The 18,753-nt window shown below is 48.1% G+C and carries 17 protein-coding genes and 1 riboswitch; of the genes, 13 read left to right on the forward strand and 4 right to left on the reverse strand.

The features are described from left to right. Positions 1–32: 32 nt before the first annotated feature. The gene (locus AYY17_RS22600) at positions 33–164 is read right to left on the reverse strand and encodes a hypothetical protein (protein WP_268873075.1); all 132 of its coding nucleotides are present in this window, start codon (positions 162–164) and stop codon (positions 33–35) included. A 298-nt stretch (positions 165–462) separates the two neighbouring features. Between AYY17_RS22600 and AYY17_RS19920 the strand changes: the two genes are divergently transcribed. The 6 genes from AYY17_RS19920 to AYY17_RS19945 all read left to right on the forward strand — a co-directional run bounded on the left by AYY17_RS19920 (position 463) and on the right by AYY17_RS19945 (position 8,211). Next, positions 463–1,239 carry a hypothetical protein gene (locus AYY17_RS19920; RefSeq protein WP_067426782.1) on the forward strand — a complete coding sequence of 259 codons (777 nt, stop codon included), beginning with the start codon at positions 463–465 and terminating at the stop codon, positions 1,237–1,239. Positions 1,240–1,715: 476 nt separating this feature from the next. Further along, a complete protein-coding gene (locus AYY17_RS19925; protein ID WP_067426785.1) occupies positions 1,716–2,906 on the forward strand; it encodes an EmrA/EmrK family multidrug efflux transporter periplasmic adaptor subunit in 1,191 nt (396 codons plus the stop codon). Positions 2,907–2,920: 14 nt separating this feature from the next. Next, positions 2,921–4,441, forward strand: a complete 1,521-nt coding sequence (locus AYY17_RS19930; protein ID WP_067426787.1) for a DHA2 family efflux MFS transporter permease subunit — start codon at positions 2,921–2,923, stop codon at positions 4,439–4,441. 72 nt (positions 4,442–4,513) lie between these two features. Continuing rightward, positions 4,514–5,593, forward strand: coding sequence for a linear amide C-N hydrolase (locus tag AYY17_RS19935; RefSeq protein ID WP_067427187.1), 1,080 nt, complete (start codon positions 4,514–4,516; stop codon positions 5,591–5,593). Positions 5,594–5,662: 69 nt separating this feature from the next. Continuing rightward, positions 5,663–6,526 carry an SAM-dependent methyltransferase TehB gene (gene tehB / locus AYY17_RS19940; protein WP_067426790.1) on the forward strand — a complete coding sequence of 288 codons (864 nt, stop codon included), beginning with the start codon at positions 5,663–5,665 and terminating at the stop codon, positions 6,524–6,526. A 305-nt stretch (positions 6,527–6,831) separates the two neighbouring features. Further along, positions 6,832–8,211: an alanine/glycine:cation symporter family protein gene (locus tag AYY17_RS19945; RefSeq protein ID WP_067426792.1), complete on the forward strand. Its 1,380-nt coding sequence runs from the start codon at positions 6,832–6,834 to the stop codon at positions 8,209–8,211. Between the two features lie 80 nt (positions 8,212–8,291). Here the strand turns inward: AYY17_RS19945 and AYY17_RS19950 are convergent, their stop codons facing one another. Continuing rightward, a complete protein-coding gene (locus AYY17_RS19950; protein ID WP_412779027.1) occupies positions 8,292–9,464 on the reverse strand; it encodes an ABC transporter substrate-binding protein in 1,173 nt (390 codons plus the stop codon). A gap of 16 nt (positions 9,465–9,480) precedes the next feature. Further along, the gene (locus AYY17_RS19955; protein WP_067426795.1) at positions 9,481–11,610 is read right to left on the reverse strand and encodes a TonB-dependent receptor family protein; all 2,130 of its coding nucleotides are present in this window, start codon (positions 11,608–11,610) and stop codon (positions 9,481–9,483) included. 288 nt (positions 11,611–11,898) lie between these two features. On the opposite strand from AYY17_RS19955, the gene hcp reads away from it, so the two are divergent. The 4 genes from hcp (at position 11,899) to AYY17_RS19975 (ending at position 16,692) form a co-directional block, all read left to right on the forward strand. After that, positions 11,899–13,554 (forward strand): hydroxylamine reductase, encoded by a 1,656-nt coding sequence (gene hcp, locus AYY17_RS19960; protein ID WP_067426798.1) that lies wholly within the window; start codon positions 11,899–11,901, stop codon positions 13,552–13,554. Positions 13,555–13,621: 67 nt separating this feature from the next. Further along, the gene (gene hcr / locus AYY17_RS19965) at positions 13,622–14,629 is read left to right on the forward strand and encodes an NADH oxidoreductase (protein WP_067426803.1); all 1,008 of its coding nucleotides are present in this window, start codon (positions 13,622–13,624) and stop codon (positions 14,627–14,629) included. Positions 14,630–14,761: 132 nt separating this feature from the next. After that, the gene (locus tag AYY17_RS19970; RefSeq protein ID WP_067426806.1) at positions 14,762–15,151 is read left to right on the forward strand and encodes a hypothetical protein; all 390 of its coding nucleotides are present in this window, start codon (positions 14,762–14,764) and stop codon (positions 15,149–15,151) included. Between the two features lie 230 nt (positions 15,152–15,381). Then, a riboswitch (M-box (ykoK) riboswitch) is annotated at positions 15,382–15,555 on the forward strand. A gap of 114 nt (positions 15,556–15,669) precedes the next feature. Continuing rightward, complete coding sequence (locus AYY17_RS19975) at positions 15,670–16,692, forward strand: magnesium transporter (RefSeq protein WP_412779030.1); 1,023 nt, start codon at positions 15,670–15,672, stop codon at positions 16,690–16,692. Here the strand turns inward: AYY17_RS19975 and AYY17_RS19980 are convergent. Next, positions 16,673–17,200 carry a SprT family zinc-dependent metalloprotease gene (locus tag AYY17_RS19980; protein ID WP_067426811.1) on the reverse strand — a complete coding sequence of 176 codons (528 nt, stop codon included), beginning with the start codon at positions 17,198–17,200 and terminating at the stop codon, positions 16,673–16,675. The two genes, AYY17_RS19975 and AYY17_RS19980, sit on opposite strands and share 20 nt — an antisense overlap. A 109-nt stretch (positions 17,201–17,309) precedes the next feature. Here AYY17_RS19980 and AYY17_RS19985 point away from each other — a divergent pair, with 109 nt between their 5' ends. The 3 genes from AYY17_RS19985 to AYY17_RS19995 are packed head-to-tail and all read left to right on the forward strand — an operon-like array spanning position 17,310 to position 18,472. After that, entirely contained in the window at positions 17,310–17,624 is a 315-nt protein-coding gene (locus AYY17_RS19985) for an ArsR/SmtB family transcription factor (RefSeq protein ID WP_067426814.1), read from the forward strand. Positions 17,625–17,628: 4 nt separating this feature from the next. After that, entirely contained in the window at positions 17,629–18,039 is a 411-nt protein-coding gene (locus AYY17_RS19990; RefSeq protein WP_067426817.1) for a YeeE/YedE family protein, read from the forward strand. 10 nt (positions 18,040–18,049) lie between these two features. Further along, positions 18,050–18,472, forward strand: a complete 423-nt coding sequence (locus tag AYY17_RS19995; protein ID WP_067426819.1) for a DUF6691 family protein — start codon at positions 18,050–18,052, stop codon at positions 18,470–18,472. Positions 18,473–18,753: the final 281 nt, after the last annotated feature.

The following is an 18,753-nucleotide window of genomic DNA, read 5'->3' on the forward strand; positions in this document are numbered from 1 at the left end:
TGTAAATAACGGTGTACGGAGTACACTCCTAATTACAGACAACAAAAAAGCGCCATGAAGGCGCTTTTTTGTTGTCTGTCTGATGATGAGAATGCTTTGCTGTATTTAGCAATGATAGCAGCAGCACGGGTCAGATTTGAGAAGAAAGTTTTGATGCTTTTCATAATGAACTCCTGCGTTTGAATTAAGGGTTAAAGCGTCTTTCGCTTCGATGGAGGTATCATACCAATTATGTGATGGATGTCAAATTTTTTTATAAACTATTTTTTAAAATATCAAACTATTTTTTATTTAAAACCGGCGTCATTCAAGATGCAGGCAGATGGCAGCATAGATAAACTATATGATCGGCGAGCTGAGTACAGTCGGCAAACCTGCCGTTTGAATGGATACGGCTATAGCGGGACTTCTTTATTTATGCCAGTATATTTTTATATGTTGCCGGTAAGATCAGAGGAAAGTATGGGTAAAGTAATAAAATTGGTGTTGATGCTGATTGTCGCTGCTGCATTTACAGGCGCCGGTTATTATATGGGAACGCCGAAAACTAAGCCGCCGGTTTTACGGGAGTCGCTCAGTATCAACGCGGGGGAAACATCCGCTACTGTAGAAAAAAAGATGATGGCGGAATCATTTCTGTTTCTTGAGTCACTGCGTAAAATCTCACCTGAAAAATATAAAGAAATAAAACGCGAGATGGGTGATTACGATTCAATGACCTATGAGCAAAAACTGGCATGGGTGAATAAAATTACAGAGCTGACGGCGGTGTTATTAATCGATCGTGTTCCTTATGCTTCTGACGAGGCGTTAAATGCCTTTGCAGTGGCGGTTAAAGAGCAGGCAGACGAATATCTGATAAAAGATCCGTCCGGGAAACTGTGTTTTAATAATTTTTTCCCGGGACTGAATAAATTTCCGCAGGATAAACTGGCTGTTTCTTATAATGAAGCGGATATCCGGATGTTAAAAACCGTAAATCTGATCCTGACGTCATCCACGGAAAACAGAAATAGTCATTCTGTTTCTGAGCATGATGCCTGGCAGGTATTAGGCTCAGTTTCACAGAAACTGAGTGAGAAATACGGTGATCAGGTTAATTTGTTATCAAACCCTGAAGAAGGTGCAAAAGACCCGGCAATGACCTGTCGTATCGTCGGTGATTTTTATGAATTATTTACTCAGGTGCCGGATAAAGCCGCTTCCGCAGAAGCATTGCGACAGATTTTATCTGATTGATTTTTCTGTCACACTGTAAAAAATCCGCCGGTATTTATTTTATCTGCGGTTTTTTTTCATTGTAAAAGTCGCTCCCGGTATGATCATTGTGCAAATTGTGCTGTTTTTTCTGAACCCTGACAAAATAAAATACGTTCGTACCCGAAAATGAACCTGCTAATCGAATAATCGGTATGCTTTTTTCAAAATCTTATTCAGCGGGGTATTTTTTGTGAAGCTCGGACACAAAGAAATATCAAAGTGTGAAGCGGATATTACTTTCATTTCCGGACATTTCTTTATATTGCATTGCAGGGCATCATAAACCGACAAATAAATCACACAATTCATTATATCAGTCGGATATTTTGTTTTTGTTTATTTCGTTTTCATTGATTCGCCATATTATTTCGCTTATCGTTACTTTTGCCTTTATTCAGGCTATTCTGTGCGCAATAATATTGTATTGAATTAATTTTAATGACCGGGGTATTTTGATGGACAACACGTCAACGCAGTCTTCTGCCGCCCAACCTTCCGATAAACATACATCTTCGACTCACCCTGCAAAACGAAAAGCCTGGCTTATCGGTACAACTCTGCTGTTTATTATATTGCTGGCGGGTTATCTGATTTATTGGTTTATGGTTCTGCGCTATCAGGAATATACAGATGATGCTTATGTGGTGGGACTTCAGGTGCCGATTGTGGCGCAAACCACCGGTAATGTGACACAGGTAAATTTTGAGAATACCGATCTGGTGCGTGCCGGGGATGTACTGGTGGTGCTGGATAAAACCAATGCTGAACTGGCTTATGCACAGGCGCGGCATGACCTCGCGGCAATAGTGCGCCAGACACAGGAGCTTTACTATAACCGTGACCAGCTCAGTGCGGTGATTGCACAGAAAAATGTGCTGCTGAATCAGGCGAAAAGTGATTATGCACGGCGGAGTGTGCTGGGGCAGCGGGGAACTATTTCCAAAGAGGATCTGCAACATTCACGTGAAGCCGTGGAAGAAGCTCAGGCCTCTCTGAATGCATCAGTGCAGCAATTTAATGCCACGAAAGCGCTGCTGAAAACAACGGCATTGGCGGATCAACCCGCAGTATTACAGGCGGCAGATAAAGTCCGTGATGCCTGGATAACCCTTCAGCGTACACAAATCCGCAGCCCGTTTACCGGATATGTTTCACGGCGCAATGTCCAGGTCGGTGCGCAGGTCAGTCCGAATGCGTCATTGATGGCGATTGTTCCGGCAGAGCCGGTGTGGATTGATGCTAACTTTAAAGAAACGCAACTCAGCGATGTGCGGATCGGGCAACCGGTCACGATCACCAGCGATTTCTATGGTAGTAAAGTGATATTTAACGGCACAGTCGCCGGTCTGGATATGGGCACCGGCAGCGCATTTTCACTGCTTCCGGCGCAAAACGCGACCGGCAACTGGATTAAAGTGGTGCAACGCCTGCCGGTCAGGGTGGAGTTAGATCCTCAGCAGATTGCAAAATACCCGCTGCGTATCGGGCTGTCCATGAATGTCACTATTGAAACAAAAGATACCGGTGGTCAGGTGCTGGCGAATGTTCAGCGTGATACCCCGGCGTTTAAAAGTGATGTGCTTATTCCGGATCTTGCGCCGGTGAATGTTGTGATTGCACAAATCATTACAGACAATGCCAGTTAAGCTGTACGGGGTTTATTGTGGATAATCAACCGTTAACAGGAAAAAGACTGGTCTGGGCGACCATCGCACTGGCGATGGCGACCTTTATGCAGGTGCTGGACTCCACCATTGCCAACGTGGCTATTCCGACTATCTCGGGTAATCTCGGGGCGTCTGTCTCGCAGGGAACCTGGGTGATTACCTCGTTCGGGGTATCGAATGCCATTTCTATTGCTATCACCGGGTTCCTGGCTAAACGCTTCGGTGAAGTCCGCGTGTTTATCTGGTCAGTCGGGCTGTTTACCCTGGCATCCTTGCTGTGCGGGCTGTCTGATAGCCTCGGCATGCTGATTTTTTTCCGTGTATTACAAGGCGGTGTTGCAGGACCGATTATTCCGCTGTCACAAAGCCTGTTGCTGAAAAGCTATCCTCCTGCGAAACGCAATACGGCGCTCGCATTGTGGTCGATGACCATCATTCTGGCGCCGGTGTGCGGGCCAATTATGGGTGGTTATATCAGTGATAATTTCCACTGGGGCTGGATTTTCTTTATCAACGTTCCGATCGGCATAGCGGTGGTGATTGTCAGCCTGATGCTGCTGCGTGGCATGGAATCGAAAACCACAAAAGTCCCGCTCAATGTGATTGGTTTATCGTTACTGATAGTCGGTATAGGATGTCTGCAAATCCTGCTGGATAAAGGAAAAGATCTCGGCTGGCTGGAATCGGATGAAATTGTTGCACTGGCAGTTATTGCTGCGGTAGCGCTTGTGTTCCTGGTTATCTGGGAGCTGACAGATAAAAACCCGATTGTCGAATTGTCTCTGTTTAAGTCGCGAAACTTTACGGTCGGGACACTTTCAGTCAGTCTGGCGTATATGGTTTATTTCGGCGCAATTGTTCTGTTACCACAGTTGTTGCAGGAGGTATACGGCTATACGGCGGAGTGGGCAGGGCTGGCGCTGGCGCCTATCGGGCTGGTGCCGATATTGATCTCGGCATTTGTCGGTAAAATATCCAATGTGGTGGATTTGCGCTGGATTGTAACCTTTAGTTTCGTGATATATGCCATCTGTTTCTACTGGCGGGCATACACATTTGAGCCGCAAATGGATTTTTATGCGTCCGTCTGGCCACAACTGGTTCAGGGGTTTGCGGTTGCCTGTTTCTTTATGCCGCTGACAACCATCACGCTTTCGGGATTGCCGCCGGAAAAGCTGGCTTCAGCTTCCGCGCTGGCGAATTTTTTCCGGACACTGGCGGGCTCGATAGGAACGTCGATCACCACAACATTGTGGAGCCGACGCGAATCGTTACATCATTCTCAGTTAACTGAGTCAATCACAGAGTATAATCCTGAGTCGGTACAGATGTATCAGGAAATGGCGCAGCATGGTATGTCGCAGATACAGACATCGGCGTACCTCGCAAAAGAGATAACTGCGCAGGGATTAATTATCAGCGCGAATGAAATTTTCTGGCTTTCAGGCGGGGTTTTTATCTGTCTGATTGTGCTGGTCTGGTTTGCCAAACCACCCTTTACCGCTAAGTCCTGATAACCATTACAGTAACAAGGATGCGTAACCGGTAATGTGCCGGTTGCCGGACGCAATGAAGAGGATTTTTCCATGAGATTTAAACAATTTATGCTTGCCGGTGCAATTGCGTCGGCTACATTACTGGCAGCACAGATAGCTTCTGCCTGCACACGCCTGGTGTATCTGGGGGATGACTCGCAGGTGATCACGGCACGGTCAATGGACTGGAAAAGTGATGTCGGCACTAATTTATGGATTTTCCCGCGGGGCATGGCGCGTGATGGTGCCGCAGGGCCAAACTCGGTTAAATGGGTGTCTAAATACGGCAGTGTGACCGCTTCCGGCTATGATATTTCTACCACTGACGGGATTAACGAAAAAGGGTTAGTTGCAAACCTGCTCTGGCTGGTGGAATCATCCTATCCTGACCCGGAAAATGGTAAACAGACGCTGAGCATTTCAGCATGGGCGCAGTATGTGCTGGATAACTATGCAACGGTGGCAGAGGCAGTTGCTGCCCTGGAAAAAGAACCGTTTGATGTTATTACAGATAAAGTTCCGGGTGAAAAGCGTCTGGCGACACTGCATCTCTCTCTGTCAGATGCATCCGGTGACAGTGCAATTATTGAATACATTGATGGTAAGCAGGTTATTCATCACAACAAAAAATATCAGGTGATGACCAACTCCCCGGTATTCAGTGAGCAACTGGCGCTGGACAGTTACTGGCAGCAGATTAACGGCACAGTTATGCTGCCGGGCACCAACCGCTCTGCTGATCGTTTTGCGCGCGGCTCTTTTTATATCAATGCTATTCCTAAATTAACCACACCGAATAAAGCAGTAGCATCAGTCTTTAGTGTGATCCGCAATGTCTCTGTGCCGTTCGGGCTGAATACGGAAGAAGAGCCGAATATCTCTTCTACCCGCTGGCGCACGGTGGTCGATCATAAACGTCAGATTTATTTCTTTGAATCCGCACTGACGCCCAATATCTTCTGGGTTGACCTGAAGAAAGTGGATTTCAGCAAAGAAAACGGCAAAGTGAAGAAACTGGATTTAGGGCCTGAGCAACAAAATATTTACTCCGGCGATGTGGCAAATGACTTTGTTGAGACTAAACCTTTCGTTTTTGAAGGGATTAATAAAGTGATTGCTCAGAAGAAATAAAAGGCATTTACGCCTCACCGGAAAGGGTATAAGATGCATTTAATATGCATCTTTAAGGTGAGGCGTAAAATGGAAAATCTGGTCTGTTATAAAACTCTGCCGGTCTGGCAAAAAAACACTATTCCGATGGCATTTATGGAAAGGCATAATACGGCGGAAGGCACATGGGCACAATTATCCGTGTTGGCCGGAGAAATGGATTTTGTCGTTTTCGGTGAAAACGGTGAAGAGACCCGTTACCACTTTGATACTGAACATCAGCCGCCGCGTCTTGATCCGCAGGTGTGGCATAGAATTGAGTCTGTCAGTGATGATATTTCCTGTCAGCTCGCTTTTCACTGTAAACAGGAAGATGAATTTTACAAAATTCATGGTCTGACCCGTCCGCACTCCGAAGTCCGTGAACTGGTGACAATGACCAAACCCGGCAAAACCCTGGATTTAGGCTCCGGTCGCGGTCGCAACAGTTTTTTCCTGGCACAACTCGGCTATGATGTGACTGCCACAGATATTAATCCGCAGCATATTCAGGCAATTGAGGATGTAAAAGCGGTCAGCGGGATCAGTAATATCCGCACCGCAGTGTACGATATCAATCAGCATGCTTTGCAGGATGATTACGACATCATTATCTCCACTGTAGTGCTGATGTTCCTGAAAAGAGAAAATATTGCCGCGATCATCGCCGATATGCAGGCTCATACCCTTCCCGGTGGTTATAACCTGATTGTCTGTCCGGTAGAGACGGATAATATGCCGTACGATGAACTGCCGTTTGACTGTTTCCTGAAGCCCGGTGAGCTCTCCGCTGCCTACGCAGACTGGGAGATCCTGAAATACAATGAAAATCCGGGCCATTTGCACCGCACTGATGCGGCAGGTAACCGGATCTGCCTGAATTTTGCTACTCTGATTGCCCGTAAAAAAGCCTGATCACCCGTAAAAACCAGACCCTCACGCTGTGTTGTCGGCTTTCCGGCAGCATGGCGTTTTTTCATTTCTCCGCACAGTAAAATCCCTCATATAAATTTGAGTTATCCATCACCGGAAAAATAACGCACTATTTTAGTTCCGATTACGACGAGTGACTCCTCTCACACTATCAAACATCCGACACGTTTTTGGCCGTTTTTTGCTCGCAGTTTATACATTTTTCGGCTTTATTAGTAAATGATAAATAAATGTTACTCATTTGTGGTGCATAAGATAAAAATAACAGAGCCGGTCAGGAGGAATGAATGGACTTAATTACAGAGTGGCTGGGGACGTTAAACGGCATTGTGTGGGGCGTACCAATGCTGGTGGGGATACTGGGTGTGGGGTTGTTTATGCAGGTACGGCTCAGTTTTTTGCCGATCCGTAAACTGGGTACCGGGTTTAAATTACTGTTTCAGCGTAATGAATCGCGCGGGGAAGGGCAAATCTCGCCGTTCAATGCGCTGATGACCGCGCTGTCCGCAACCATCGGAACCGGTAATATTGCCGGAGTGGCAACGGCAGTCGTGATGGGCGGGCCGGGCGCACTGTTCTGGATGTGGATGACAGCTCTGGTCGGGATGGCAACAAAATATTCAGAAACGGTTCTGGCTGTCCGCTTTCGCGAAGTCGATAAATACGGGCAATATGTCGGTGGCCCGATGTATTACATCAAAAATGGTTTGGGTTCGAAATGGATCTGGCTGGGAACACTGTTTGCTTTTTTTGGTGCCTGCGCGAGTTTTGGTATCGGAAATACGGTTCAGGCAAATTCAGTGGCGGATGTGCTGGAAAGCAACTTCGGGGTGAACAAATGGGTTACCAGTGCCGTGCTGGTAATACTGGTCGGTGCGGTACTGATTGGCGGGATCCGCCGTATTTCTGATGTTGCGGGCAAACTGGTGCCCCTGATGACCGTCGGCTATTTTGGTGCAGGGTTATTGGTACTGGCGCTGAATATCAGTGAAGTTCCGGCGGCATTTTCGCTGATTGTCACCTCTGCATTTACCCCGGTGGCGGCGCAGGGCGGTTTTGCCGGTGCCGCAGTCTGGGCGGCGATCCGTTTTGGGGTGGCGCGCGGCGTTTTCTCTAATGAAGCGGGTCTTGGCAGTGCGCCGATAGCCCATGCTGCGGCAAAAACACAAAACCCTATCCGTCAGGGATTGATCGCCATGCTGGGCACCTTCATTGATACCATTATTGTCTGTTCCGTCACCGGACTGACGATTGTGATTATGGGTGGTTGGTTAACCAGTGAAACCGGTGCAACACTGACCGCATCATCCTTTAAAGCCGCAATTCCTGGCGGGAACTATATTGTGGCGGTTGCGCTGACCATTTTTGCATTCACCACTATCCTCGGCTGGAGTTTTTATGGTGAGAAATGTGTTCAGTATCTCTTTGGTCTGAAAGCGATCAAAGTATTCCGCGTGTTATGGATTATTGCATTACCGGTTGGTGCCACGCAGTCTCTGGATTTTGTCTGGCTGCTGGCCGATACGCTGAATGCAATGATGGCTATTCCGAACCTGATTGCATTGATGTTACTCAGCCCTGTGGTGTACCGTCTGACGCGGGATCATATCCGTGATATTAATGCGGACAGCATTGACGTGGCAAATGAGTTATACGACAAAAAATAGTCAGTCTGCGGGCAGGATATGACGATAAGTACAGCCGCGTCACTGATGAATGGCGCGGCTGCACTTGCTGATATATAAAATTAATCTGTATCAGGCGTGAGCCAGAACAGGCCGCTGCCATCCAGTGCGGTAAAGGTTTTATGCAACATCAGGCTGTCAGCCTGCGGATCTAAATCCCGGAAAGTTTCCGGATGCAGGAAGGTTGCTATCGCTTCAACAGCAATAATATTAAACGGCGTATCATAGTATTGCTGATACAGCGCCAGTACCCGTTTTTCCTGATAAGCACTCAGGTGTTGCAGTTTCGGACGCACCATCAGTTTTTCCAGTGCGGGAACAGCCCGGACGGCAGAGCCGGTATAGCCGAGCGGGACTGAAGCGCTGCCTTTGCGGGTGCTTTGCCAGTCTGCGACCGTCATCAGATAAAATTGCGGATCAGCGGCAATGATTTGTTCTTCGCTGACTTCCCCGCCCATCGTGTTTTTAAACCAGTCCGCACCCAGGTTATGACCGCCTGCGGCAGTAACAAACTCCCCGAAATTACCGTTACCAAAGGTCTTGCAGCAACTGTTTTCCCCGGCAAGACCGGCTGCCCGTTCAATAAAGACAGTTGGTTGTTTATCTGCCGGTATTTGTGCAACGCGTGAACGGATAAGGGTCAGGCGCCGGTTATAAAAATCATTAAAGGCTTCTGCTTGTTTCTCCTGTCCGAATACCTGTCCCAGCAGTGTCATACTCGGTTGCGTATTTTTTAGCGGAGATTGACGAAAATCGACAAATATAACCGGAATACCGCTTTTTTCCAGCAGATCCAATGTGCCGCTTTCCGCCACTTTACTCTGTAATCCGGTATCAAAAATGACCAGATCAGGTTGATGAGTCAGAGCCTTTTCGACACTGAAATCAGTTGTGTACGGATTTGGAAATACCGGAATATCAGCCAGTTGCGGAAATTCTTTTTCATAGGCGATGCGCAGGTCAGGCGCTTTTTTAGTCAGCGCATCATCCCACGCAACAATACCTTTGAGTGGTTCGGCGGGGTGCAGAATGTTCAGTGCAACCAGCACCCGGCTGTCAGCCAGCATAACGCGGGAGACCGGCGCATTGACAGTCACGGTGCGCCCGGCGATATCGGTGACGGTTACCGGTTGTGCCGCTGCATTGAATGACAGCATGGTCAGAAGCAAGGCTATACCGGTATTCAGAAAACGAGCCGGAAAACGCCCGGCAGCGTGAGTATGTTGATTTATCATATTAAACACTTATTTATTAAAAAGTTACGGATGCCTGAGCAAAGAAGGTTCGCGGTTGTCCGGCATAAATACCGTAATTATTATCTGTTGAACGGGTGAAACTCGCCTGGCCAAACAGATTTTTCACCCCGGCTGACAGTGTCAGATCTGACCACTGCGGACCGAAATGATACTCTGTGCGCGCATCCCACATCATATAGCCCGGGATTATTCCGTACCGCCCGTCAGCACTGCCTTCGGTGAGATAGTCTTTTCCGGTTCCCGGTGACTGCTGTTTTGATTGTGCGTAAGTATTGAGATTCCAGACCCAGTTGCCTGTTTCATAACGGGTTCCGGCGGTGAAGACCTGGCGGGAGTAGAACGGCAGGTCTTTATCAGCAAAATTACCGCGTTTACTGACGGCTTTGGTGTAAGTATAAGTGCTGTAAATACTTGCGCCATCGAGTGCCGGGGCCATTTCACTCAAATCATAATTTATCGCCAGCTCAATACCCTGATGTGTTGTGGCACCGAGATTTGTCCAGCCGGTGGAATTTTCGATATATTGCAGCTGATCATTAAAGTCGATATAGAAAACCGTTGCTTCAGCAGAGAGTAATCCGTCATCAAACCGGGTGCCGACTTCATAGTTATGGGCTTTTTCCGCACTTAGTCCGTTTGCCGGATCATTACCTGCACCACCGGTATTGAGCTGGAAGTATTGCAGGCTGCCGAAAGAACTTCCGGTGTTTGCGAAAATTTTCCATTGGTCATCAATATGATAGATAACTGACAGTGCCGGCAGAGGCTCACTGTAACTTTTGCTGCGATACTGATTACGGAAACCATCATCCAGATGAATATTGATGTTTTCATAACGCAGCCCCGGGATAATAGTCCAGTTACCTGCATTGATCGTATCATCAATATAGATGGCATGCGCTTCGGTGCCGCCGGAGGTGTGCTGGTAATAATCACCGGTATCCGGGCGCGAACCCTGTGACCCGGTCTGATACCAGCCGGAGCGATAGGCTTTTTCATCAGCGGTTTCATTCAGATAGCGGTAACCGAAAGTGATTTCATGGGACTGATTATCAAAGCGGAACAGTTGTGAATAGCTCGGTTCGATGGCATACGCGGTGTAATGACGCGGGTAGGAAATCAGGCGGCTGTTACCGGCATTTTTATCTTTTCCTTCACTCTCAATGTAGCTGCCGCGATAGCTTTTGCTGAACCAGGTCAGTAATTCAAATTGCTTATCATCTTCCTGATGGCGGTATTTGAATGACATATCCTGCCGGTTACCCTCAAAGCGGTCAAATGAGCGGACAGACTGATACGGATCCGCTTTATACTGCGCGTCGGTCAGCCCGCCCGGCATCCCTGACTGAGCATGGTAATAGTGAAAATTAGCCAGCAATTCATCCGTTTCACTCAGGGTATAACGGGTTTTCAGAATAATATCGTCGATATCCGTATTATCATTATTTTTGCGGTATCCCTGACCGTGCAGGCCGGAGTAGAGCAGCAGTGCACCTGCCGAGCCATCCTCTTTTGAGCCACCCACCGAGGCGTCCGTCAGAGTTTTCAGCCCGCCGGTACGTGCGCCCTGTGTTTTAACTGATGCAGAGCCGCCAAAGGTTGCCGGAATGGGTTTGGTGACAAAATTAATCACACCACCCACATTTTGTGGCCCGTAGCGGACTGAGGTCGCGCCGCGCATGACATCTATACTGCTTATTGACCCTAAAGAGAGCGGGGACATTGATAACTGCGGCTGGCCATAGGGAGCGGCTGCCAGCGGAATACCGTCGAGAAGAATGGTGGAGCGCGGAGACAGTCGTGCGGGAAGCCCGCGTATCCCGACATTCAGTGAAACATCACTGCCGCCGGTGCCGTTACTGTCACGCACCTGAACACCCGGAATACCACGCAGGGCATCTGCAACGGTTTGTGCACCGGACTCATCAATCTGTTTTTTGGTTTTGATGGTTCGCGCACCGCCGTGATTCAGCAGAGTATCACTGTTGTCAGCGTTATCCAGCCAGTTGCCGACCACAACAATCGGCTCTTCTTTGTTTTCTGCTCCGCCAGTTCCTGCAAAGCAGACAGAGGAAAGGGAAAAAGCCAGCAGGGTAAGGCGGTGGTGTGTGTGACGGATTGTCATAATTGCGTCGTATTCCGTAAGAAAATAAGAAACGTAATGATAATAATAACCATTACTGACACGCAATGTTTTTTTAACAAAAGGTTACGCAGATGCTGATTTTACGCAGTTATATTGCGCCGGAAGACATTGAGAATGTTAATCATTCGTTTTATTGATGTGTTGTGATGTTTAATATTTGCTTTAGATCAAGCAAAGTTGTGATTGCCGGTAAAACGTCTTTTCTCCGGTCTGAATTGGCGTATCCTTATGTTGCATATAAAATACAACTTATAAGGAAGCAAGAGCATGTACTGTGTGCAATGTGAACAAACGATGCGTACGCCGGTGGGTAATGGCTGTGCTTATTCCCAGGGCATGTGTGGTAAAACATCAGAAACATCAGACTTACAGGATCTGCTGGTCGCGGTACTGGAAAGTCTTTCTGCGTGGGCAGTTGCTGCACGTGAATCGGGTATCATCGATCACGACACAGACAGCTTTGCACCACGTGCTTTTTTCTCAACGTTAACCAATGTCAACTTTGATTCAGAGCGCATTATCGGTTATGCACAGGAAGCGATTTACCTGCGCGACAGACTGATGAAGCTCTGCATGGAAAAAAATCCGGCAATGGTTCTGGATCACCCGTTAGCAAACCTGCAACTGAAGGGCACGGATATTGCGACACTGGTGAAACAGTCTGAAGAATTTGCACTGAATAAAGATAAACAGGCAGTCGGTGATGATATTCACGGTCTGCGTATGCTTTGCCTGTACGGACTGAAAGGTGCGGCAGCGTATATGGAACACGCCCATGTACTGGGCAAATACAGTAATGATATCTACAGCCAGTACCATAAACTGATGGCGTGGTTGGGTACAACACCATCAGATATGAATGAATTATTAAATAATTCAATGGCAATTGGTCAGATGAACTTTGCTGTGATGGAAATTCTGGATGCGGGTGAAACTGCGTTATACGGCAACCCGTCACCAACAACTGTCAATGTGCGCCCTGTTGCGGGTAAAGCAATCTTAATTTCAGGTCACGACCTGAAAGACCTGCACATGCTGTTACAGCAGACTGAAGGTAAAGGGATCAACATTTACACCCACGGTGAAATGTTACCTGCCCACGGTTATCCTGAACTGAATAAATACAAGCATTTAGTCGGAAACTACGGCAGCGGCTGGCAGAATCAGCAAACTGAGTTTGCTAAATTCCCGGGCCCGGTTGTGATGACATCCAACTGTATTATTGATCCGAATGTCGGCAATTATACAGACCGTATCTGGACCCGCAGTATTGTCGGCTGGCCGGGTGCGAAGCATCTTGTGGGTGATGATTTCAGCGATATTATCGCGCAGGCTCAGGGCATGGACGGTTTCCCGTACAGCGAAATTGAACACCTGATCACCGTCGGCTTTGGTCGTGAAACACTGCTGAGTGCAACTGATGCCGTAATCGACCTTGTTGCAACGAAAAAACTGCGTCATGTTTTCCTGATCGGCGGTTGTGACGGCAGCCTGGGTGAACGTAGCTACTACACTGATTTAGCGCGTGAAGTTCCGCAGGATTGCGTCATTTTAACCCTGGGTTGTGGTAAATACCGTTTCAATAAACTGGATTTCGGCACCCTGGAAGGCGGATTACCGCGTCTGCTTGATGTCGGTCAGTGTAACGATGCGTACTCTGCGATTATGCTGGCAGTGAAACTGGCAGAAAAATTAGGTTGCAGTGTTAACGATTTACCACTGAGTCTGGTGTTATCCTGGTTTGAGCAGAAAGCGATTGTTATCCTCCTGACCCTGCTGTCATTAGGTGTGCAAAATATCTTTACCGGCCCGACCGCACCTGCATTCCTGACTGAAAATCTGCTGAATGTACTGAATGAAAAATTCGGTATGCGCCCGATTACTACTGTTGAAAACGACTTACACGCTATTTTAGGCGCGTAATCGCTGTAACTGTTATAACCGGAGAGTGCCCGCGCGGCGCTCTCCGGTACGGAGTCAGGAGAGCCCGATGACAATGCCGACGTCTTTATGTCCGAACCGCATGCAGGTCCATTCTGTTAAGCAGGAAACCCCGGATGTGTGGACTATCAATCTGATCAATAACGATTTCTATCAGTACAATGCAGGACAGTATGCGCTGGTCAGCATTCGTAACAGCGGCGAAACGCTGCGTGCTTATACATTATCGTCCACACCGGAACTCAGTCCGTTTCTGAGCCTGACGGTCCGCCGTCTGGATGACGGACAGGGCTCCGGCTGGCTGACACATGATGTGAAACCGGGGGATTTTCTCTGGCTGTCTGATGCGCAGGGTGAATTTACCTGTGCATCCCGTCCGGCAGACCGCTATCTGATGCTGGCGGCAGGCTGTGGCGTGACACCGGTGATGTCAATGACCCGCTGGATCCTCAATCGTCAGCCGGAAAGTCAGGTCACGGTGATTTTTAACGTGCGTGATAAGCAGCAGGTGATTTTTGCACAGGAATGGCAGCATTTGCTGAATACGTTCCCGGAGCGTATGCGTCTGATCCTGATGGTGGAAAACAGTGATGAAGCCGATGATTTACTGGCGGGGCGTTTGTCAGAGGAAAAATTGCTCTCATTGATCCCGGATATTGCACAGCATACGGTGATGACCTGTGGTCCTGCGCCTTATATGAAAAACGTGCAGGCATTTTGTCAGTCACTGAATGTGGCGCCGGGCTGTTTCTTTATGGAACGTTTCGGGCCGGAGCCGGAAGCTGAAACCGGCGAAAAAACCCTCACGATGACAATTCAGTCTCCGCTGCGTCAGGTGAATGTACCGGTGGGAATGACATTGCTGGCGGCAATGGAAGCTAACAAAGTACCTGTGATGGCGGCATGTCGTGCCGGCGTTTGCGGCAGTTGTAAAACCCGGATCCGCAGTGGTGAATACACCACAACCAGCACCATGACACTGACCCCGGCAGAAATTGAGCAGGGTTATGTACTGGCGTGCAGTTGCCAGTTACAGGGGAATGTTGAATTAGCCTGATTTTGTGTCAGACCTAATTATTTATTATTGAAAAAAAGTGCCGTCAGACGGCACTTTTTTCATTTCAGGCTGCAATAAATTCATTTTATCGCTATTCTATATTGTTGATAACAATAAAAAGGATTTTGGATAATGAAGAATGCAGAATTTGTCACCCGCGCACTGACTGATGTTCTCGGTAAACATATCGGGGATGAAGTATTAGTCGATACCTATTTCTCCCGCAAATATGTTCAGGTGGTGAATGGTCAGACAATTCAGTTTCCTGAGTTTCTTGCCCATCTTAATGCCCTTAAAATGGCCACCCGGTCTATAGTTATTGAGATAAAATCTATCGCACAGGGTGAGCAGTGCGTGCATACACAACATATTGCAAAAGCGGAAAAAATTACCGGTGAGCTGGTAGCGTTCGAAGTTTTTGCCTGCTTTCATCTGGCTGACGGAAAAATTATCCGTTGTGAAGAAGTGACCCGGCAGCTTTCCGGCGATGAGTCTGACAGTGATCTGGGCTCCCGCATCTGAAACACTATACCCTTATTCATTCAAACTGCAGGTGTGTTGGCTGCGCTCAGCTTGCCGGGTCACATACTGATGTATGCTCCCCGGCAATCGGAGCTTGCCGCCTTCCTGCATCTTGAATGACGTTGGGTATATTTAGTTAAATGCTTTTTAGTTAAATGCTTTCTAAACGAAAGTGGTTTAATCCTCGCCATATAATTTACGGGAGTTATAATTCGCACCGCATTTAAGGTGCAGTATCTCGTTAGGCGAGGCTCCTATACAAACAGAGGTTGCTGATCTGACGACGTCGCGAGACGCCCAAGATTAGGACAGGTTATATCGAATGAAGGTATAACCCGAAGTAACTTCCTGCAAATTACGCAGGATACGTTGTATAGTGCTAAAACCGAGACGTGAGATAGCCTACGCATTCTCTCATCTGGTTTCGCCCCTATTGGAGTGCTGTTTGAAGTTCATAACAGACATTAGGGTCACACATCATGAAATTAACTCACTATGAAAAAGCGGATGCGCTGGTCATGACCACGCCGTCCGTCAATCCGCCACATCAAACCGAACGCCAGACCCACACCGATGAAGACGCCGTCAGCGCTTACATGAGCCAGGCCTACATCCGCGTGGCAGTATCTGACACCATCGCACAGGTAAAACACGTTCTGCGTGAAGAGCTTGAGGGCGAGCAAATCCCCACCTATTTATATGTATTGGATGAGGATAATTACCTGAATGGCATTCTGCCGGTGAAAGCCTTGCTGACGTCAGGGGAAGAGCTGTTTGTCGCAGAGGTGATGCGTCAGAATTACTTCTTTGTTTCACCGGAACAGACACGCCATGACGTGTTTGAACTGATTAACAACAGCGGGATTGATACGGTACCGGTGGTACAGTTCGGTAAACTAGCAGGTATTCTGCGCCCGCAGGATATCGCGGAACTGATTGAGGATGAGAATACACAGGATGCGGCATTACAGGGAGGCTCACAGCCACTGGATGAGCCGTATCTGAGTACCAGCCCGGTCACACTGTGGCGCAAGCGTGCAGTATGGCTGCTGATGCTGTTTGTGGCAGAAGCGTACACCGGAACGGTTCTCAAGGCATTTGAGGATCAGCTGGAAGCGGCTATCTCTCTGGCATTTTTTATTCCGCTGCTGATAGGCACCGGTGGTAACAGTGGTACGCAGATAACCTCAACGCTGGTGCGGGCAATGGCGCTTGGAGAAGTGGGACTGCGTAATATCGGTGCGGTACTGCGCAAAGAACTGACCACCTCACTGATGGTCGCATTTACCATGGGCTGTGCCGGGATGATCCGCGCCTGGTTCCTTGGTGTTGGTCCGGAAATCATGGTAGTGGTCAGTCTGACACTGGTCTGTATCACGGTCTGGAGTGCGGTTGTTTCATCTATCATTCCGATGGTGCTTCAGCGCCTGAAAGTTGATCCTGCGGTTGTTTCGGCTCCGTTTATTGCGACGCTGATTGATGGCACCGGGCTGATTATCTATTTCGAAATCGCCAGACACGTTATGACGGATCTGGTGTAACACAGGCAGTATCAGCAACAAGTACACTTTTACAATGGCGGCACAGGTATTGGCTCTCCCCGCGTAACACTTTATTGTGGCGGCGGACAGTCAGTTCATGTGCCGTTTTGCATTGGCAGCGGTAAGTAAATGTCCGGCTGCGTACAGATGTCACATCAAACTGATGTGTTCTTGCCGCGGGCATGCCCAGTACGGAACTCATCATCCACTGCCACGCCTTCCCGTGAGGCGCTACCCGCCCGAAACGACGGTAAACCAGCAGGTGCGCCAGCTCGTGCGGGATAACATCCTGAATAAACTGTTCACCATTTTCAGTCAGCAGAACCGGATTCAGTCGGATCTCCCATTTTTGCAGACAGGCACTGCCCGCAGTAGTACCACGCTGGCGGTAATTCAGTTCAGGTTCGGGAAATGTTTCATTCAGTGCAAGATTGGCGCGGGCTAAATAGTCGCGCAGTGTTTGCATGCACGCTTGCTGTAGTGCGGTGGGAACACGGATTGGTTTCATGAACGCAGCTTAACGATACCCGGAAAAAGCTGCAACCGTTATCAGAGGATTGAATATATCCAAAAACAATATAATATAATTCCATATAATGTAACGGGAGATAAATTGGATGATATCCACACAGCTTACTGATATGCAGGAAGCCGCCGCAGGTGTTGCGGCATTACTGAAAACCCTGGGAAATCCTGACCGCCTGCTGCTGCTTTGCCAACTGAGTCAGGGGGAGTGTAATGTCAGTGAGCTGGAAGCGCGCTCGGGAATCAGTCAGCCGACACTGTCGCAGCAATTGACCGTATTGCGCAATGAGGGACTGGTCAGCACCCGCCGCGATGGAAAACGTATTTATTATTCAGTGGCAGATGAAAAAGTGCTGGTGTTGCTGAACACGTTATATCAGCTTTATTGCCCGAGAAAAGAGGAGTAACAGGATGAGCATTGATCTCGCAGCATTTACACCGGGAAGTGCGGCACTCGGCGGGCTGATTATTGGTCTTGCTGTGTCTGCACTGCTCCTGCTGAACGGACGGATTGCAGGGATCAGCGGTATTCTTGCCAATGTGTTTTCACCGCACAGCGGCTGGCGGATTGCCTTTATTGCCGGGCTGGTTATTTCCCCGTGGATTTATTTTTTGATTCAGGGACAGCCTGATGTTGTGATAGCGGCAGACTACCCGCTGCTGATTGTTGCCGGTTTGCTGGTCGGATTTGGCACGCGCCTGGGCAGCGGTTGCACCAGCGGACATGGTATCTGCGGCATGGCAAGGCTGTCGAAGCGCTCTTTTACGGCAGTTGCGGTATTTATGGTCAGTGCATTTCTGACAGTATGGTTAATGAAATAAGGAGGCGTCTGTGCCGGTTATTTTTGCATTAGTCAGCGGCGTATTATTTGGTCTGGGATTATTGGTAGCCGGAATGGGAAACCCGCAAAAAATACGCTCATTTCTGGATATCACCGGAAATTGGGATCCCTCTTTATTAGTGACGATGGCGGTCGCCATGAGTATCAGTATGGTGGCTTTCGTTATTGCAAAGCGCCGTAAAACGTCGTTCTGTGGTGAGCCGGTGCAATTACCGTCCAATACACGAATCGATAAACCTCTGCTGACCGGCGCACTGTTGTTCGGGATTGGCTGGGGGCTCGCCGGTATTTGTCCGGGACCCGGGATATTATTGTCCGGTATGGGAAATATAAAAGGTATCGTTTTTACGTTTTCGATGATAACAGGAATGTATATATTTCATATATATACCCGCAACAAAAATCAGAATTGATGATATTTTAAACAAAATAAGATTGGATTAAAAATAATACCAAAATGTAATTAATGGTATGCCGGATCTGAATGAATACCTGATAAAAAACCGGCACGAAGGCCGGTTTCAGGCCGTTGACAAACCTGCAAGGTTTGTTGACGACCAAAAGAGGTTGTAAAATAAACCAGGAAAATCAATTTATTGATTTTCGGCTGATAACACAAAGCAGGAAAAACCACGTTTTATCCTGCTTTGTCAGCAATCTCAAACCGGCACGAAGGCCGGTTTTTGTCTTTCAG

It is taken from the genome of Morganella psychrotolerans (assembly GCF_001676055.1).
GTDB lineage: Bacteria > Pseudomonadota > Gammaproteobacteria > Enterobacterales > Enterobacteriaceae > Morganella > Morganella psychrotolerans_B.

Bases quoted from the DNA above. Each gene is read 5' to 3' on its own strand.
- AYY17_RS19990 (WP_067426817.1), top strand. From the start codon at position 17,629: ATGAGCATTGATCTCGCAGCATTTACACCGGGAAGTGCGGCACTCGGC.
- hcp (WP_067426798.1), top strand. From the start codon at position 11,899: ATGTACTGTGTGCAATGTGAACAAACGATGCGTACGCCGGTGGGTAAT.
- AYY17_RS22600 (WP_268873075.1), bottom strand. From the start codon at position 164: ATGAAAAGCATCAAAACTTTCTTCTCAAATCTGACCCGTGCTGCTGCT.
- AYY17_RS19980 (WP_067426811.1), bottom strand. From the start codon at position 17,200: ATGAAACCAATCCGTGTTCCCACCGCACTACAGCAAGCGTGCATGCAA.
- tehB (WP_067426790.1), top strand. From the start codon at position 5,663: ATGGAAAATCTGGTCTGTTATAAAACTCTGCCGGTCTGGCAAAAAAAC.
- AYY17_RS19975 (WP_412779030.1), top strand. From the start codon at position 15,670: ATGACCACGCCGTCCGTCAATCCGCCACATCAAACCGAACGCCAGACC.
- AYY17_RS19945 (WP_067426792.1), top strand. From the start codon at position 6,832: ATGGACTTAATTACAGAGTGGCTGGGGACGTTAAACGGCATTGTGTGG.
- AYY17_RS19925 (WP_067426785.1), top strand. From the start codon at position 1,716: ATGGACAACACGTCAACGCAGTCTTCTGCCGCCCAACCTTCCGATAAA.
- hcr (WP_067426803.1), top strand. From the start codon at position 13,622: ATGACAATGCCGACGTCTTTATGTCCGAACCGCATGCAGGTCCATTCT.
- AYY17_RS19950 (WP_412779027.1), bottom strand. From the start codon at position 9,464: ATGATAAATCAACATACTCACGCTGCCGGGCGTTTTCCGGCTCGTTTT.
- AYY17_RS19920 (WP_067426782.1), top strand. From the start codon at position 463: ATGGGTAAAGTAATAAAATTGGTGTTGATGCTGATTGTCGCTGCTGCA.
- AYY17_RS19970 (WP_067426806.1), top strand. From the start codon at position 14,762: ATGAAGAATGCAGAATTTGTCACCCGCGCACTGACTGATGTTCTCGGT.
- AYY17_RS19985 (WP_067426814.1), top strand. From the start codon at position 17,310: ATGATATCCACACAGCTTACTGATATGCAGGAAGCCGCCGCAGGTGTT.
- AYY17_RS19955 (WP_067426795.1), bottom strand. From the start codon at position 11,610: ATGACAATCCGTCACACACACCACCGCCTTACCCTGCTGGCTTTTTCC.
- AYY17_RS19935 (WP_067427187.1), top strand. From the start codon at position 4,514: ATGAGATTTAAACAATTTATGCTTGCCGGTGCAATTGCGTCGGCTACA.